The sequence below is a fragment of the Nonomuraea mesophila genome, from assembly GCF_004352805.1.
GTDB lineage: Bacteria > Actinomycetota > Actinomycetes > Streptosporangiales > Streptosporangiaceae > Nonomuraea > Nonomuraea longispora.
Window position 1 is genome coordinate 1 of the sequence record NZ_SMLD01000010.1, and the last position, 16,338, is coordinate 16,338.

The following is a 16,338-nucleotide window of genomic DNA, read 5'->3' on the forward strand; positions in this document are numbered from 1 at the left end:
GCGGCCAGGTCGCCTTTGCCGTCGCCGTTGAAGTCGCCGCCGATGGGCCGGCTGTAGGTGTTCCAGTTCGCGCCGACCACGTCCGGCGGGGTGAAGTTGTTGCCGCCCTTGCCGTTCCAGATGGTCAGGCTGCCGGTGCCGGTGGCGAAGATGTCGCCCACGCCGTCACCGTTGAAGTCGGCCCCGTGCAGGTTCGGCCGTTCGGATGCCGTCCACAGCGCGTCGACGATCTTCTGGCCGTCGCTCGCCTGCGGCTGGTAGCGGTCGGGATGCGCGGAGACCTGTACGGCCTGGCACACCTCGCCGATCGGCGCGGACTGCCACGAGTCGTTCGGGTAGAGCCTGACCATCTTGTCGAGGAAGGCGTTGGTCGCCCAGATCGGGTTCAGCCGGTTCTTGGCGCTGCCCCACGAGCCGCGCTGCTGGAACAGGCCCAGGCTGTCGTGGTCGACCATCTCGCTGACGTTCTCGATGTTCGTCTCGACGATCGTGGTGGTGATGGCGATCGCGGCCGCTCGTTTCGGCATGCCGCGGTCGCGGACCGCCTTCACCACCATGCGGGCGCAGGAGACCTTGTACGCGGTCATGTAGCCGTCGAGCCTGCCGGTGAGGACGCCGTTCAACTGTGAGGCGATGGTGGCGTCGGAACTGGTCGTACCGTTGGGGTCGCAGGCGGCCGTGGCCCACTGGACGGTGACGTCGAAGAGGGTGATGTCGCCGGTCGGCCGATCGGCCGGCGGTTCGGTCGGCGGGTTCACGGCGTGCGCCGGCGCGGATAAGCAGGCGATGGTGAGCGCGGCCAGGGCTGCCGTGGCGGCGCCGCGGAGAGTTGACGAGGACATGTCGTGCTCCTGTCGATGGGGGGTGGGATCAGCGGGGGAAGTGCTCGTTCCAGTTGGGGCCGATCCGGACAGGCGGGTCGAAGTTGTTGCCGCCCTGGCCGTTGTAGACGTGGAGGAACCCTTCGGGGTCGATCGCGGCGATGTCGGTCTGGCCGTCGTTGTTCACGTCGCCGAGCGACATCAGCGCGTGGGCGAGATCCGTCCAGCCGGGGCCGACGGCCTCGGCGGGGGTGAACGTGTTGTGGCCCCTGCCGTTCCAGATCGACAGGGTTCCGTCCTTGACGGCGGCGATGTCGCCGATGCCGTCGCGGTTGAAGTCGCCGCCGATGGGGCGGCTGAACCCGGTCCAGCCGGAGCCGATGCGGACCGGCGGGTGGAAGTTGTTGTTGCCCTGGCCGTTCCAGACGTGCAGCACCCCTTCGGCGTCGACGGCGGCGAGGTCGGGATGGCCGTCGCCGTTGACGTCGCCGAGGGAGACGAGGGTGGCGGCGAGGTCCTCCCAGCCGGGGCCGACGGCCTCTGCGGGGGTGAACGTGTTGTCGCCCTTGCCGTTCCAGATGTGGAGGGTGCCGTCGCGTACGGCGGCCAGGTCGCCGATGCCGTCACGGTTGAAGTCGGCGGCGACGGGGCGGCTGACGTCCGCCCATCCCGCGCCGACGGAGTCCGCGGGGGTGAAGTTGTTGCTGCCCTTGCCGTTCCAGACGTGCAGGGTGCCGGTGCCGGTGGCGAAGATGTCGCCGACGCCGTCGCTGTCGAAGTCGGCGCCGAACTCGGCGGGGAAGTGCGGTGTCCAGCCGGGGCCGGTGGGCTCGGCGGGGCCGAACTTGTTGTTGCCCTTGCCGTTCCAGATCGACAGGGTTCCGTCCTGGACGGCGGCGAGGTCGGTGTGGCCGTCCCCGTTGACGTCGCCCAGCGACATCAGCGTGCTCGCCAGCGCGCGGTTCCAGCCGGAACCGACCCTCACCGCGGGCGTGAAGTTGTTGCCGCCCTTGCCGTTCCAGATGTGCAGCACCCCGTCGGTGTCGACGGCGGCGATGTCGCCGATCTTGTCGGCGTTGAAGTCGCCGCCCACGGGACGGCCGTAGCCGGTCCAGCCGGATCCGACGCGGTCGCGTGAGGTGAAGTTGTTGCCGCCCTTGCCGTTCCAGACGTACAGCACCCCGTCGGGGTCGACGGCGCCGATGTCGGTACGGCCGTCCTTGTTGACGTCGCCGAGGGACACCAGCGTCCTGGCCAGGTGGGACCAGCCGGAGCCGACCTCTTCCGCGGGGGTGAACGTGTTGCCGCCCTTGCCGTTCCAGATGTGGAGGGTGCCGTCGCGTACGGCGGCCAGGTCGCCTTTGCCGTCGCCGTTGAAGTCGCCGCCGATGGGCCGGCTGTAGGTGTTCCAGTTCGCGCCGACCACGTCCGGCGGGGTGAAGTTGTTGCCGCCCTTGCCGTTCCAGATGGTCAGGCTGCCGGTGCCGGTGGCGAAGATGTCGCCGATGCCGTCACCGTTGAAGTCGGCCCCGAACAGGCTCGGCGGATCCGGCTCGTCCGAGCCTCCGCAGTTGTGGCTCTCCACGTTGCGCCAGGTCCGGCTGTTGGCCTGGCCGTAGGTGACGCCGTCGAAGGTCGGCCGGACCTTCTCGCCGCTGTCTCCCCATGAGGCGCGGCCGTCGCCGTTGGAGTCGTAGCCCAGCTCGAAGTGCAGGTGCGGATGGTTGTTGGACATGGAGCCGCTGGCGCCGACCTTGCCGATGACCGTCCCGCGCTTGACCTTGGTCCCTGCCGCGAGGCCTTTGGACTTCAGGTGGATGTAGGTGGTGAAGTAGCGGCCGCCGTGGTCGATCTGCAGGGACCAGCCGCTGCTGTCCAGCCACCGGGACTCGCTGACGGTCCCGGCCGCGGCGGCGACCAGGGTGGCGCCGTCGGTGCCGTGCTGGTCCGGCTCCTTCACCATGTCGAGCGCGGGAGCGTGCCCCCAGGTGTCGAGGCGCCACTTCTGCCCGCAGGGAAAGGGAAGCTGGAGATCGGGGGCCGCCGCCGCGGCCGGGGCGGACGTCGCGACCACGGTGCCCGTGATGATCGTCGCCATCGAGACCAGTCCGGCGAGAGTTCTGCCGGTACGTGATAACCGCCGCATAGGGTTCCCTTCGCTCGGTCGCGGACGCCGTCGCCCGCTGCCGGGTGGGAAACCTAGTGAGGCCCTCTATATCGCCGGTATATCGGAAATTTCACACTATTTGTCAATTGAATCCTATTTGTCGCTCTTTGGAAGAGTGCCGGGTATGGACATATCCCATGGCGGCGCCGAGCAGGCAGACGCCCCACGCCAGAAAGACCGGATAGGTCCCGGCAAAGGCCCAGCTGCCGTCGAGAACGTCGGCGCCGCCCTCGGGCGCACACGTACGGGTGACGCCGAACGCCAGGCAGCCCGTCATCATCGTCCCGTACTGGCCGACGAGCAGCCCGACGACCACGGCCGGGACGGCGGCGAGGCCGGTCGGTACGCGCCTGCCGCCCGCCCACGGCACCCATCCGGGCACGATCTGCCCCCACCGGCTGACCAGCCCGAGCGTGAGCAGGCCCCCGGCCACCGGCCCCGCGACGAGCAGCCCCCAGTACACCGGCGACCCGCTCAGGTCCGCGAGCCCGGCCACCGAAGGTCCGGCCGCGCCGAACGGCACGCCGAGCCCCCACAGCAGGTGCGGTACGGAGAACCCCAGCGCGGGCACGCCGGCCGCCGCCCAGGTCGCCGCCCTGGCCCAGGGCGAAGGGCGTACGGTTCCGTCGGGCCGGGGTGCGCGCGGGCGGGTGCCGTAGCGCACGGTGGCCAGGGCGAGCAGCAGTCCCAGCGCGGTGAGCAGGAGCTGCCGGCCGAGCGCCGGGTCGTCGAGCTTGCCGAACGCCAGCCGCATGACGAGGTTCCCCGGTGCCACCAGCGCCAGCGCGGCGGCCCCCGCGAAACCCGCGGTCAGCAGGGCCGGCCGGAGGAGTGCTCTCATGCCGGCCACGCTACGGCGGCCGCGCGTCCTGAGCCTCCCCCTGCCGGGGGAGGCGACGGGTCCGCTCCACCGTACGCCGCGTCAGGCCGGGTGACCTGCGCGGACGGATGTGACTTTCAGCCCCGTACGATCGCGAGCGGGCACGGCGAGTGGTGCAGCAGGGCCTGGCTGATCGAGCCGAGCAGCATGCCGGCGAGCTGGCCGTGCCCGCGCGAGCCGACGACGAGCAGGTCGGCGCCCGCGGCCGCCTCCCTCAGCACCTCGACGGGGTGGCCGTGCACGAGCTCGGGCACCAGGTCCACGTCCGGGCGCCGTTCATGGGGTTCGGCCAGCAGGTCCTTGAGCTGCTGCAGGGTGTGCTGCTCGGTGTCGGGATCGGCCGGGACGAACCCGCCGGGACGCGGCCAGGCCCACGCCTGCACGACCCGCAGCCGCGCCTCGCGCCGCTCGGCCTCGGCGAGGGCGAAGTCGAGCGCCCGGAGGCTGTGCGGGGAGGCGTCGATGCCGGCCACGATCTCGCCGCGCGGCGTCGTGGGCCGCTCGCCGACCACGACCACGTTCGTACGGGCGTGCGCGGCGACCCCGTGGGCGACGGATCCGACGAGCAGCCCGCGTACGCCGCCGATGCCGTGGCTGCCGACGATCAGGAGTTCGGCCTGTTCCGCGGCCTTGATCAGCGCGGTGCGGGGGTCGCCGGGGAGCAGGGTGGTCTCGACGATGATGGCGGGGCGTTCGCGCAGCGCCCGGTCGCGTGCGGCCGTGAGCACCGAGTTCGCCTCGTCGCGCATCCACCGGGCGACCTCGGCGTAGCGGGCGGACAGTTCTTCGCACACCCAGCGCGGCACGGCGTGCGCGACGGCCAGCCGTGTGCGGCGCAGCGCCGCCTCCCTGGCCGCCCAGCCGGCGGCCTCCAGCCCGGCGCGCGAACCATCGACCCCCACGATGATCACGGCATCTCCTCAGGAGAACGCGTAGCACTCCACCTCGGCGCGGCGGAACGAGATGCCGCCTTCCACGGAGTCGCGGATGCAGGCCTGCTCGGCCTTGCTGAGCTTGAGCGTGCCGCAGACGGACACGCCGGCGTACGTACGGCAGTCGAGCTTGGCGTCTGTGGCGCCGATACGGTAGATCTCCTTGACCGTCGAGCGGCAACGTCCCTTGCCCGTGCCGGCGTAGCGGCACTGGGCGAGCAGGGTCTCGTACTGTTCCTCGCTCACCTCGTGCTGGTCCGTACCGTCGCCGTGGGCGGCGGTGGCGCCGAACGTGGCCAGCAGCACGAGTCCTGCGACAGCGGCGATCTTTTTCATAGTCCCCCTGATGGGGTTGGTACCGCTGGAGGCGGTCGTCAAACCTCGCGCCTGATCGCGAGGACGCTCAGCCACGTGCGTTCGGCGCGGTGCAGGCCGTGCTCGACGGTGTCGAATCCTTCCGCGCCGAGCAGGCGCAGGAGCGTGCCGGGGTCGCGGTGGGCGAACCAGCGGTGGCGGCCGGCGACGCGCGGCAGTTCCTCCCACCCTTCGGTGTCGCCCGCCGAGGTGCTCAGCCCGAGCACGCCGCCGGGGCGCAGGGCCGTCCGCCAGGCGTGCAGCGTGGCCTCGGTGTCGGCGGCGGGCACGTGCAGCAGGGCCGCGACCGACCACAGGCCGGTGAGCGAGCCGGGGGTCAACGGGGGCCGGCGCAGGTCGCCCAGTACGGCGGGCACGCCGCGGGTGGCGGCGAGCCGCGTCATCGCGGCCGAGCGGTCGACGCCGACGACCCGCAGCCCGCGCTCGCGCAGCCAGGCGGCGTCCCTTCCCGGCCCGCACCCCAGGTCGGCGACCGTCGAGCCGGCGGGCACGGCGTCGGCGAAGCGCTGCCTGAAGGTCTGCAGTGCGTCGTCGGGGTGCTCGGTGCGGGCGGCGTAGTCGGGGGCGATGTGGTCGTAGGAGGCCGTGGTCGTTGACGTGGGATCTTCCATTTTGCGGATGATGTCATGTTTCGTCCTGGCATGAGTGTGGGTACGATCACCGCCGTCCAACGCGGGAGCCCGGTGCAGACCGGGCTGAGAGGACGGCTGAGAGCCGCCGACCGCCAGAACCTGCTCCGGGTAATGCCGGCGAAGGGAGTTTGCGCGATGACCGACGCGCGTGTCCCCACCTTTACCAAGATCTACGAAGGCGACCTCCGCGTGCCCAAGCGCCAGGTGAACCTCACCGACGGATCGACGGTGACGCTCTACGACACCTCGGGCCCGTACACCGACCCGTACGTCGAGACCGATGTGCGGCGCGGGCTGGCGCGACTGCGCGAGCCGTGGATCGCCGAGCGCCGTGCGGCGGGCGCGCCCGTGACGCAGGTGGCCTGCGCCACACGGGGGATCGTCACCAAGGAGATGGAGTTCGTGGCGGTGCGGGAGGGCGTCACCCCCGAGTTCGTACGCCAGGAGGTCGCCGCGGGCCGAGCCATCATCCCCGCCAACGTCAACCACCCCGAGACCGAACCGATGATCATCGGCCGCAACTTCCTCGTGAAGATCAACGCCAACATCGGCAACTCCGCCGTCACCTCCTCCATCGAGGAGGAGGTCGAGAAGATGACCTGGGCCACCCGGTGGGGCGCCGACACGATCATGGACCTGTCCACCGGGCCCGACATCCACGAGACCCGCGAGTGGATCATCCGCAACTCGCCCGTCCCGGTCGGGACCGTGCCCATCTACCAGGCGCTGGAGAAGGTCAAGGGCCGCCCGGAGGCGCTGTCGTGGGAGGTCTTCCGCGACACCCTGATCGAGCAGTGCGAGCAGGGCGTCGACTACGTGACCGTGCACGCGGGGGTGCGGCTGGCGTACGTGCCGCTCACCGCCCGCCGCAAGACCGGGATCGTCTCGCGCGGGGGTTCGATCATGGCGGCCTGGTGCCTGGCGCACCACCGCGAGAGCTTCCTGTACGACAACTTCGACGAGATGTGCGAGCTGCTGGCCCGCTACGACGTGTCGTTCTCCCTCGGCGACGGGCTGCGTCCAGGCTCGATCGCGGACGCCAACGACGAGGCCCAGTTCGCCGAGCTGCGCACGCTCGGCGAGCTGACCACGATCGCGCGGGCGCACGACGTCCAGGTGATGATCGAGGGTCCGGGGCACGTGCCCATGCACAAGATCAAGGAGAATGTCGACCTGCAGCGCGAGCTCTGCGACGACGCGCCGTTCTACACCCTCGGCCCGCTCGTCACCGACGTCGCCCCCGGCTACGACCACATCACCTCGGGCATCGGCGCCGCCATGATCGGCTGGTACGGCACCGCGATGCTCTGCTACGTCACCCCCAAGGAGCACCTCGGCCTGCCGAACAAGGACGACGTCAAGACCGGCGTGATCACGTACAAGATCGCCGCCCACGCGGCGGACCTCGCCAAGGGGCACCCCGGCGCGCAGGCGTGGGACGACGCGCTGTCGGACGCGCGCTTCGAGTTCCGCTGGGAGGACCAGTTCGACCTGTCGCTCGACCCCGACACGGCGCGCTCGTTCCACGACGAGACCCTGCCCGCCGCGCCGGCCAAGACCGCCCACTTCTGCTCCATGTGCGGGCCCAAGTTCTGCTCCATGCGCATCAGCCACGACGTACGGCGCTACGCCGACGAGCACGGGCTGGACACGCAGGAGGCGATCGAGGCCGGCATGGCGGAGAAGTCGGCCGAGTTCACCAGGCGCGGCGGCAGGGTCTACCTGCCGATCGCGGACTAGCCGGGCAGCGTCTCCCCGCCGATCGGGGCCAGCACCTCACCCGTGTAGTACGACGACATCCGGCCGGAGGCGAAGAACACGTACGAAGGGGCGATCTCGTCCGGGTCGGCGGGCCGGCCCATCGGGACGTGCCCGCCGAACGAGTCCACCTTCTCCTCCGGCAGGGTCGCCGGGATCAGCGGCGTCCAGACCGGGCCGGGAGCCACGGCGTTGATCCGGATGCCGCGGTCGACCAGGTTCTGGGCCATGGAGTAGGTGAAGGCGTTGATGGCGCCCTTGGTGGCGGAGTAGTCGATGAGCGTCTTGTTGCCGCGCAGGCCGTTGATCGAGGAGGTGTTGATGATCGCGCTGCCCTCACGCAGGTGGGGCAGCGCCGCCTTCATGACCCGGAAGTAGCTGTGGATGTTGACCGCGAACGTGTGCTCCCACTGCTCGTCGGTCAGCTCCTCCAGGCCGTCGACGGGCTCCTGGTAGGCCACGTTGTTCACCAGCACGTCGAGGCCGCCCAGCTCGGCCACGGTCTGCTCGACGACGGAGGCGCAGTGCTCCCGGTCCCCGAGGTCGCCGGGCAGGAGCACGCAGCGCCGCCCGGCCGCCTCGACCAGCTTGCCGGTGTGCGCGGCGTCCTCGTGCTCGCTGAGGTACGCGATCGCGACGTCGGCGCCCTCCTTGGCGAAGGCCACGGCGACCGCCCGGCCGATGCCCGAGTCGCCGCCGGTGATCAACGCCTTCTTGTCGTGCAGCAGGTCACGGCCCACGTAGCCGCGCATCTCGTCGCGCGGCTCGGGGGACATCTCTCCCGTACGGCCCGGGTACGGCTGGTTCTGGGCGGGTGGTGTGTGCGACATGCCCAGCGGCTGCCCCCGAAAGGGCGGGGTTAACGCCCCTACCGCACGAATCCCTCGTCCCGCAGCCACTCGCGCGCCACCAGGGCGGGAACGTCGCCGTCGACGTCCACCTTGGCGTTGAGACCGCGCATCACGTCGTCGGTCAGCTTGGCGCTGATGGGCGCGAAGATCTTCGCGATCTCGGGGTGCGCGTCGGCCAGCTCGCGCCGCATCGTCACCGCGGCGTTGTAGCTCGGGAAGAACTTCTTGTCGTCCTCCAGCAGCACCAGGTCGAGCGCCTGGACCCGGCCGTCGGTCGTGGTCACCATGCCGGCGGCGCACTGGCCGCTGGCGACGGAGTTGTAGAGCACGCCCACCGACACCCGGCGCACGTTGGCCTGCGGGACCTCCTTGCCGTAGGTCATGCCGTACGCCTTCAGCATGCCGAGGAAACCGTCGTCGCGGCCGAACGTCTCGTGGTCGACGCAGAACGTACGCTCCTGCACCGGGATCTTCATGAGGTCGGAGATCGTCTTCACGCCCCACTTCTGCGACGTGGCCCGGGTGACGCCCATGGCGTAGCTGTTGTTCAGCGGCGCGGGCGGCAGCCAGACGATGCCGTTCTCGCGTAGGTCGAGGTCGCGGACGGCGACGTACTGCTCGTGCGGGTCGGGCAGCGCCTTGGTCTGGCCGAGGTAGGTGATCCAGCCGGTGCCGGTGTACTCCCACATCAGGTCGGCGTCGCCGCGGGTCAGGGAGGCGCGGGCGTTCACACTGCCCTGCACGTTCGTCTGGTCGGCCACGTCGGCGCCGGCCGCGGTGAGGGCGAGCACCGCGATCTTGCCGAGCACGAGCTGCTCGGTGAACTCCTTGGACGTCACCCGGATCCTGGTGCCCTCCAGCGTCGGGATGGGCTGGATGCCGGCCGGCTCGACCGGCGGCACGAACGACGACGCCGGCCGCAGCCCGCACCCGGCCATCGCGATGACGAGCAGCAGGGCCAGGAAGACTCTCACGACAGCCCCTTCGGGGCAAGGAGCCGCTGGGCCAGCCCGCCCACCCAGTCGATGATCAGCGCCAGCACCGCGATCAGCACGCACCCGGTGACCAGCACCAGGTTGCGCTGCGTGCTCACGCCCGTGGTGATCAGGTCGCCGAGCCCGCCCGCGCCGATGAAGGCGGCGATGCTGGCCGTGCCGACGTTCAGCACGAGCGTGGTCCGGATGCCCGACAGGATGACCGGCGCGGCCATCGGCAGCTCCACCTTGAACAGCACCCTGGCCGCCGACATGCCGATGCCCCGGCCGGCGTCGATCAGCCGCCAGTCCACCTGTTGCAGCCCGACCATGGTGTTGCGCAGCGTGGGCAGCAGGCTGTAGGTGAACAGGGCGGCGACCGCCGTCCAGAAGCCGATCTGGAAGAGCACCGCCAGCAGCACGACGAGGCCCACCGCCGGGGTGGCCTGGCCCACGTTGACCACGGCCAGCACGAACGGCGTCGCCCGGCGCAGCGCGCCCCTGGTGAGCAGGATGCCGAGCGGCAGCGCCACCACCAGCACCAGCACGGTCGAGTAGAAGACCAGCTGGATGTGCTCCCACGTGCGGCCGAAGATGTAGGGCAGGTTGAGCGAGCCGCGCTCGATGCCGTCGAGCGGCACCGACTGCGTGTAGATGATCATGGCCGCGCCCACGACCAGATAGCAGAGGAGCGGCAGCACGATGTGCCAGGAGCGGCCGAGCCGCGGCTCCGGGCTGGTGGCCTCGTCGGGGACTGCCGTGGAGACGCTCATCGATCCGCCTCCGGCTCCCCGCGGTGCAGGCGGCGCTCGCGCTCCCTGGTCTTGATCGCCTGGATCGCGTTCTGCACAGTGCTCAGCGACAGCGCCCCCGCGTACGCCCGCCGCCTGCCCACCACGGGCACCACGTCGTTGTCGGCGTTGAGCAGCGCCTCCAAAGCGTCCTGCAGCGTCATCCGGTGGTGGAGGGTGCCGGTGATCGGGTCGCCGGCCGAGCCGACGGGGCCCGTGACCCCCTGGAGATGCTCGGCGCCGACCCAGCGCAGCGGCCGCCGCATCCCGTCCGTGATCAGGGCGTAGCCCAGGCCGTCGCGCTCGATCTCGGCGAGCACCTCGGCCGCGTCGACGTCCTCCGAGGCGTACGGCACCTGGTCCACCTGGATGTCGCCCACCTTGGTCAGGCGCAGCAGCCGCATCGAGGAACCGGCGCCGAGGAACTGCTCGACGTAGTCGTCGGCCGGGTTCGTGAGGATCTCGGCGGGACTGGCGTACTGCACGATGTGGCCGGGCGCCTTCATGATGGCGATGTGGTCGCCGATCTTCAGCGCCTCGTCGATGTCGTGCGTGACGAAGACGATCGTCTTGGCCAGGTCGTCCTGGAGTCCCAGCAGCTCGTCCTGGAGGCGTTCGCGGCTGATGGGGTCGAGCGCGCCGAACGGCTCGTCCATGAGCAGCACGGGAGGGTCGGCGGCCAGCGCCCTGGCGACGCCGACGCGCTGCTGCTGGCCGCCGGAGAGCCGGCGCGGGAACGTGTCGCGGTATTCGCCGGGGTCCAGGCCGACCAGGGTGAGCAGTTCGTCGACCCGCTCGGCGATGCGGGCGCGGTCCCAGCCGAGCATCCGCGGCACCTGGGCGATGTTCGCGGCCACCGTCATGTGGGGGAACAGGCCGGCCTGCTGGATGACGTACCCGATGTTGCGCCTGAGCCGGTCGGGGTCGATGTCGTGGGAGCTGCGGCCGTCGATGACGATGTCGCCGGAGGTCGGCTCGATCAGGCGGTTGATCATGCGCATGGTGGTGGTCTTGCCGCACCCGGACGGCCCGACCAGCACGACGATCTCGCCCGCCGGGATGTTCAGGTCGAGCTCGCGTACGGCCGGCTCGCCGACGCCGGGGAACACCTTGGTCACCTTGCGCAGCTCGATCGGCACGCCGGAGGTGCTCTGGTCAGCCACGGACACCTCCTGTGGTCAAGCGGCGGCTCAGCGGGCCTTCCGGCCTGGTCAGCTTGCCGAGCAGCACGAAGCAGCCGTCGAACAGCAGCGCGAGGACGGCCACCCCGATCGTGCCGGTCAGCGTGGAGTTGACCGCGTTGGCCCCGCCCAGCCGGGCCAGCCCGGAGAAGATCTGCTCACCGAGCCCCGGCCCCGACACGTAGGCGGCCACGGCCCCGATGCCCATGGCCAGCTGCGTGGACACGCGGATGCCCGTGAGGATCACCGGCCAGGCCAGCGGCAGCTCGATCCTGGCCAGCGACCGCCGCCTGCTCATCCCGATGCCGCGCGCCGCGTCGACCACCAGCTGGTCGACGCCCTGCAGGCCGACGACGGTGTTGCGGATGATCGGCAGCAGCGCGTACAACACGATCGCGGTCACGCTGGGCGCCACGCCGAGCCCGAGCACCGGGATCAGCAGGCCGAGCATGGCCAGCGACGGCACGGTGAACAACACCCCGGACGAGGCGGTGGCCAGCGACGCCAGCCGCGGCCGGCGGTAGGTGGCCACGCCGATGAGCACGCCGAGGAGGGCCGCCACCAGGACACATTGGGCGACCATGCTCGCGTGCTGCGCCGTCTCGAAGAGGATGAGGTCCCACCGGTCCTCGACGTACTCCCACAGGGTCATCGAGTACGTACTAACCGGTATTCGACGTACCAAACCTCACAACCGGAACTCTTGTCCCTTTAGTCACACCTGTCCCATAGGTGAGAGCCACAGAGCCAGCGCCAGGGCCATGAGCAGATAACCGGCGGCGGCTGAGAACACCTGCTTGCGCTCCGTGCCGCGCTCCAGCAGGCCCGCCCCCGCCTGCACCGCGAACGTGAGCAGGACCAGCGGCGGGCTCCACACCACCAGCAGCCAAGGAGCCATCGCCTTGGCGATCACCCCGCCACTGACCAGCACGCTCACCGGTCCGAGAGCCGGCTCGGGCCTCTCCTCCGGCCCGCGCTCCACCGTGGACAGACGTCTGAGCCCGAGCAGCCCGAGCGGCAGCACGACACTCCACGTCAGCAGCCCGATCCACGCGGCGTCGACCGCGCTCATCCCGGACCAGAGCACCAGCCCCACGCGGATCAGCTCCTGCAGCGCCAGATGGACCACCATGACCACCCCGACACGCCGCTCCGGGTCCGCGGACCGCCCGAGCACCTGCCCGGTCAGCAGGCCGGTCAGGAACGAGCCGGCCATGAACCCGATCGCCGGCCCCACCGCGCCCCACGTGGGCCCGCCCGCGAAGATCGCCAGCCCGGCCGCCACGAGCACGCAGATGACGGTCCGCACGATCAGCTTCCCGAGCGGACGGTCCCATGGTCCCGCCGTCATCGATGCCTCTGTCACGTGCCGTCCTTCCCGCAGAGCGGGCGATCGTCCTGTACACGGCCGTTCAGCGCCCCCTCAAGGGCGCCGGCGGAGGCGAAGAACGTCTCCCGCGAGACCTTGTTCTCCCAGACGCCCCTGGCGCACCGGCGGAACAGTTCACTGAACTGGGCGTAGTAGGGCGATTTCGGCCGCGGCCGGGCGTGTTCGATCGACTTCCTCGTCTCCGCCGCCAGTTTCTCCAGCTCATCCAGGCTCGGATCGGTGATGTCGGAACCGTTCTGGCGGCGGCACCGCGGACCGCGGCCGGCTTCGTACCGCTCGTACACCTCGATCAGAACCGGCGAGTAACCGCCGCAGGCGAACAACCTGCCCTGGACCTCCGGGCTGGTGAGCCGGTTGATCAGCCGCATGGCCGGAGCCAGCTTGGCCGGCTTGATGTGCCGCGAGACGGCCAGCACCGACCCGCCGAGCACGCCGCCGGGCCCGGCGGGCGCGTGCACGTCGAAGCGCAGCTTCTGGGCGGAGTCGCGCATGCGCGGGTCGCTCGCCAGCTGGTGGAACGCGATCGGCCAGTTGCGCATGTACGCCACCGGTCGCCCGCCGGCCTTGCTCTCCTTGAAGGCCACGACGCTGGCGTCCTCGTCCATCCGCAGCGACTCGCGCAACACGTCCGCGCTCTCCTCCGTGCTGGACAGCGTGCGTTTCGGCGACGTCAGCGCCTGCCACACGTCGTCGCGCGCGCGGTCGAGGACGATGGCGGTCCTGTCGTCGCCGTCGAGCACCTTCCCGCCGCCCAGCTCGATCGTCTCCAGGAAGTTGATGGTGCCCATCTCGTTGTCGTCCAGCTGAAGCAGGTAGCCGCCGGAGCGCCGGTCCAGCCGCCGGAACTCCAGCGGGGCGTCGGCGGCGAACGGCACGCCGTACTGCCTGCCGTCGATCTGCCCTGCCTTCAGAGGGCCGCTCAGGAACCGCTTGTCCTGATCGTCCAGGTCGATCGGCCGGATGTAGCCGTGCCGGGCGAACTCGGTCACCCAGGCCACGTCGAGCACGAGGACGTCGTACGCGCAGCTGCCGGCCTGCGCCAGCGCCGCCATCTGGGCCCGCCGCACGTCGGTGCTGCCGGACAGTTCCAGCAGCTTGGCCCGCGGGTCGGCGGGCGGCTTCAGCGGGTCGTTCCACTCCTCGATGACCTCGCGGCGCACGCTGCCCGTGCTGACGTCGTCGCCGGTGGCCACGACCAGCTCGGCGTCGTTGCCGCCGCAGTTCTCCTGCGGCGTCGTGGGCACCGAGGGCGGCGAGAGAGTCGTCCGGGGCATGGCCGGCGGGGACGGACCGGCGGACATGGCGGCCTGCCACGCGAGGAGCAGCACCATCAGCAGGGCCCCGCAGCCGGCCGCCACCACGTTCCTGGAATGGACGTTCCTGAGCCGGAGGTGGGGGAGCCGGACGTTGCGGGGCCGGCCTGCTCGGGTGCGCCGGCCCGGCCGGAGCCATGCCGTCATCGCCACCCCCGCACCGTGATGATGGCCCGGGTGAGCGCCTGGTCCGCGCCCTCGCCCACCGTCACGCAGCGATAGGGCTTGCCGGTGCCCGGCAGGGCGGTCACGGCGCACTCGTCCTGGCCGAAGACGACCACGTACAGACCGGAGACCGTCGAGGCGTCCTCCAGCGCCCGCGCGATCACCTGCGCGGCGTCGCCCCTGCCCTCGTTGTCGAACAACCTGCCGTCGGTCAGCAGCACCACGGGCGCGGCCACCGTCTCGTCGCCCGCGCCCAGCAGGGAGAGCCCGGCGGAGGCGGGGGCGTCCCAGTCGTCGAACGCGGTGTTCTCGATGAGGGTGGCCACGTCGCCGAGCTGCTCCTTGGTGCTCCCGGCGGCGATGCTCGTGACCTCGGCGGGACCGTTCTTCTTGCGCGCGTGCAGGCCGAACACCTCGACCCTGTCGCGCGGCTGGAGCAGCCTGCTGTTGGCCCGCACCGCCTCGGCGGCCTGGACGCGCACGGGGCGGTCCGCCGATCCCGAGGTGTCGACGAGCAGCCGCAGCCCCAGCTTCGGGCGCAGCTCGTCCAGCACCAGTTTCCTCAGCTGCCTGAGCTCCCGCAGACCGAGCTCGCTGTCGCGGGGCCCAGGCGCGTTGGGGAAGAGCGGGTGGTCGCGCAGCCACGCACCGAAGTGCTCGACCAGCTTCTCGCGTTGGGGCGAACGCTGGTCCGGCCACGACACCTTGACGAACTGGTAGTCGAGCGTGCTGAGGTCGTGGTGACGTACGGCGACGAGGGACGCGCTGTCACCGGTGCCCTCGCAGCCCTCGACCCGGCCGGCGTTGTAGTCGTCCACGCTGTGCCCCGGCACGAGCAGCGCGATCTTCGGATCGCCGCCGTCCGTCCGGTCGGCGAGCCGGTCGAACTCGCACAACAGCGAGGTCACGGTGTCCGCGCCGAGCCCGTCGTCCACCAGCTTCCGCTCGGCCTCCAGATAGCGGGACTCGGGCAGCCCGCGGTCGTGGAACACGTCATGGGTGCCGATCAGCGCCGCCACGGACGTCTCGGGGAACGGCCGCGCGATGGTCATGCCCATCGTGTTCGTCAGCGTGTCCCAGACCTCACCGAACGGGTAGTCGTCCGGATTGTCCATGTACGTGTCCAGCTCATCGCTGCGCTTCCCGGACATCGCCAGCACCAGCTGGTCCCGCCCCACCGTGTCCTCCCGTTTGCGGGCGCTGAGCGAGCGCAGCTGACCTGCCCGCAGCTCGTCCGCCTCGGCCGAGGAAGAGGCTACCCAGGCGTCCGGCTGCAGGTCGTAGAGGCGGGCGTACGGCTGTTCGCCGCGGTCCTCCCGCCACTCCCAGCCGTTGTCGAACGCGTCACGCAGATGGATGGGAGGCGGCGCCACCCCCACGGTCATCCTGACCACGGGACAGCCGTCCTCCGTCTGGTGCTCGCGCACGTAGGCCCGGGTGCGCGCGGTCAGCTCCGCCACGTTCTCGGACGCGGTGACCAGCCGGAGCTCCGCGGGCGCGGGGCACTGGTCGTCGGCGGCGGCCGTCCGGATCACGGTCCACACCCCGGTGGCCACCGCCGCGCCCGCCAGCACGCACAGCGCCGTCCTGACCTTGTCCGGGTGCCGCTGGATGAGGTCGCGCAACACCGGGATCAGCGCGAGGACGCCGAGCGCGCCCCCCACGGCCAGCGAAACCCACAACTGGACGTGGAGGGGCTGGCGTGCGAACAGACCGAGCCACGGCGCGGAGATCCACGTCACGAACGCGCCGGCCAGGGCACCGATCAGCGCCGTCTGCACCGCTGCGGCGATCTGCGCCTTTCTCGACGGGGGCGGCGCAGCCGGCTCGTCCTGCTGTGTTTCGCTCATGTGAAGGGGTGCCCTCATGAAACAGGGGGATACGTGAAGCCTAATCCGCTTCTGCGGCGCGTGCAGGACTGTTACGGCAACGAACCGGCCCGGTAACGGGTCGCGTACGGGCATGGCGGGAAAGCCGCGGCGTCCGCGTGCGGCCACCCGCGAACGCGGAGCGCGGACGAGAACGGGTCCGGCATCCTGCAAACGCTCTTACGGCCGCGATCCGCTTCGCCCCTGCTACCTTTCCACTACCGCCATCCGAAAGGTACG

15 protein-coding genes and 1 riboswitch are annotated in these 16,338 nt (G+C 70.8%); of the genes, 1 reads left to right on the forward strand and 14 read right to left on the reverse strand.

Annotated elements, in window-relative coordinates:
- The 6 genes from E1295_RS05835 to E1295_RS05860 form a co-directional block, all read right to left on the reverse strand.
- On the reverse strand, positions 1 to 842 hold an 842-nt coding region (locus E1295_RS05835), incomplete at its 3' end, for an FG-GAP repeat domain-containing protein (RefSeq protein ID WP_132628634.1).
- Between the two features lie 28 nt (positions 843 to 870).
- The gene (locus tag E1295_RS05840; RefSeq protein WP_166427096.1) at positions 871 to 2,919 is read right to left on the reverse strand and encodes an FG-GAP-like repeat-containing protein; all 2,049 of its coding nucleotides are present in this window, start codon (positions 2,917 to 2,919) and stop codon (positions 871 to 873) included.
- Positions 2,920 to 3,070: 151 nt separating this feature from the next.
- Positions 3,071 to 3,829, reverse strand: coding sequence for a hypothetical protein (locus E1295_RS05845; protein WP_132628636.1), 759 nt, complete (start codon positions 3,827 to 3,829; stop codon positions 3,071 to 3,073).
- A 116-nt stretch (positions 3,830 to 3,945) separates the two neighbouring features.
- Positions 3,946 to 4,779 (reverse strand): universal stress protein, encoded by an 834-nt coding sequence (locus E1295_RS05850; RefSeq protein WP_132628637.1) that lies wholly within the window; start codon positions 4,777 to 4,779, stop codon positions 3,946 to 3,948.
- Between the two features lie 9 nt (positions 4,780 to 4,788).
- A complete protein-coding gene (locus E1295_RS05855) occupies positions 4,789 to 5,136 on the reverse strand; it encodes a hypothetical protein (protein WP_132628638.1) in 348 nt (115 codons plus the stop codon).
- A gap of 38 nt (positions 5,137 to 5,174) precedes the next feature.
- Positions 5,175 to 5,786, reverse strand: coding sequence for a class I SAM-dependent methyltransferase (locus E1295_RS05860; protein WP_132628639.1), 612 nt, complete (start codon positions 5,784 to 5,786; stop codon positions 5,175 to 5,177).
- 51 nt (positions 5,787 to 5,837) lie between these two features.
- Positions 5,838 to 5,950: riboswitch (TPP riboswitch) on the forward strand.
- Between E1295_RS05860 and thiC the strand changes: the two genes are divergently transcribed.
- The gene (gene thiC / locus E1295_RS05865; RefSeq protein ID WP_132628640.1) at positions 5,943 to 7,547 is read left to right on the forward strand and encodes a phosphomethylpyrimidine synthase ThiC; all 1,605 of its coding nucleotides are present in this window, start codon (positions 5,943 to 5,945) and stop codon (positions 7,545 to 7,547) included. Its footprint overlaps the riboswitch before it by 8 nt.
- Here the strand turns inward: thiC and E1295_RS05870 are convergent.
- The 8 genes from E1295_RS05870 to E1295_RS05905 form a co-directional block, all read right to left on the reverse strand.
- A complete protein-coding gene (locus E1295_RS05870; protein ID WP_132628641.1) occupies positions 7,544 to 8,395 on the reverse strand; it encodes an SDR family oxidoreductase in 852 nt (283 codons plus the stop codon). The two genes, thiC and E1295_RS05870, sit on opposite strands and share 4 nt — an antisense overlap.
- Positions 8,396 to 8,433: 38 nt before the next feature.
- On the reverse strand, positions 8,434 to 9,390 hold the full coding sequence (locus E1295_RS05875; RefSeq protein WP_246079868.1) for a glycine betaine ABC transporter substrate-binding protein: 957 nt from the start codon (positions 9,388 to 9,390) through the stop codon (positions 8,434 to 8,436).
- The gene (locus tag E1295_RS05880) at positions 9,387 to 10,163 is read right to left on the reverse strand and encodes an ABC transporter permease (RefSeq protein WP_132628642.1); all 777 of its coding nucleotides are present in this window, start codon (positions 10,161 to 10,163) and stop codon (positions 9,387 to 9,389) included. The genes E1295_RS05875 and E1295_RS05880 overlap by 4 nt, the downstream gene beginning before the upstream one ends.
- Entirely contained in the window at positions 10,160 to 11,344 is a 1,185-nt protein-coding gene (locus E1295_RS05885) for a betaine/proline/choline family ABC transporter ATP-binding protein (protein ID WP_281284719.1), read from the reverse strand. Before E1295_RS05885 ends, E1295_RS05880 begins: the two co-directional genes overlap by 4 nt.
- A complete protein-coding gene (locus E1295_RS05890) occupies positions 11,337 to 12,014 on the reverse strand; it encodes an ABC transporter permease (RefSeq protein ID WP_132628644.1) in 678 nt (225 codons plus the stop codon). The genes E1295_RS05885 and E1295_RS05890 overlap by 8 nt, the downstream gene beginning before the upstream one ends.
- A 63-nt stretch (positions 12,015 to 12,077) precedes the next feature.
- Positions 12,078 to 12,728, reverse strand: a complete 651-nt coding sequence (locus tag E1295_RS05895) for a hypothetical protein (protein WP_132628645.1) — start codon at positions 12,726 to 12,728, stop codon at positions 12,078 to 12,080.
- A complete protein-coding gene (locus tag E1295_RS05900; RefSeq protein ID WP_132628646.1) occupies positions 12,725 to 14,212 on the reverse strand; it encodes a type 2 periplasmic-binding domain-containing protein in 1,488 nt (495 codons plus the stop codon). The genes E1295_RS05895 and E1295_RS05900 overlap by 4 nt, the downstream gene beginning before the upstream one ends.
- Positions 14,209 to 16,080, reverse strand: coding sequence for a hypothetical protein (locus E1295_RS05905; RefSeq protein ID WP_132628647.1), 1,872 nt, complete (start codon positions 16,078 to 16,080; stop codon positions 14,209 to 14,211). The genes E1295_RS05900 and E1295_RS05905 overlap by 4 nt, the downstream gene beginning before the upstream one ends.
- Positions 16,081 to 16,338 lie beyond the last annotated feature (258 nt).

Excerpts from the sequence above, each read along its gene's own strand:
- E1295_RS05870 (WP_132628641.1), bottom strand. The coding sequence starts at position 8,395 with ATGTCGCACACACCACCCGCCCAGAACCAGCCGTACCCGGGCCGTACG.
- thiC (WP_132628640.1), top strand. The coding sequence starts at position 5,943 with ATGACCGACGCGCGTGTCCCCACCTTTACCAAGATCTACGAAGGCGAC.
- E1295_RS05860 (WP_132628639.1), bottom strand. The coding sequence starts at position 5,786 with ATGGAAGATCCCACGTCAACGACCACGGCCTCCTACGACCACATCGCC.
- E1295_RS05845 (WP_132628636.1), bottom strand. The coding sequence starts at position 3,829 with ATGAGAGCACTCCTCCGGCCGGCCCTGCTGACCGCGGGTTTCGCGGGG.
- E1295_RS05880 (WP_132628642.1), bottom strand. The coding sequence starts at position 10,163 with ATGAGCGTCTCCACGGCAGTCCCCGACGAGGCCACCAGCCCGGAGCCG.
- E1295_RS05840 (WP_166427096.1), bottom strand. The coding sequence starts at position 2,919 with ATGGCGACGATCATCACGGGCACCGTGGTCGCGACGTCCGCCCCGGCC.
- E1295_RS05900 (WP_132628646.1), bottom strand. The coding sequence starts at position 14,212 with ATGACGGCATGGCTCCGGCCGGGCCGGCGCACCCGAGCAGGCCGGCCC.
- E1295_RS05905 (WP_132628647.1), bottom strand. The coding sequence starts at position 16,080 with ATGAGCGAAACACAGCAGGACGAGCCGGCTGCGCCGCCCCCGTCGAGA.
- E1295_RS05890 (WP_132628644.1), bottom strand. The coding sequence starts at position 12,014 with ATGACCCTGTGGGAGTACGTCGAGGACCGGTGGGACCTCATCCTCTTC.
- E1295_RS05855 (WP_132628638.1), bottom strand. The coding sequence starts at position 5,136 with ATGAAAAAGATCGCCGCTGTCGCAGGACTCGTGCTGCTGGCCACGTTC.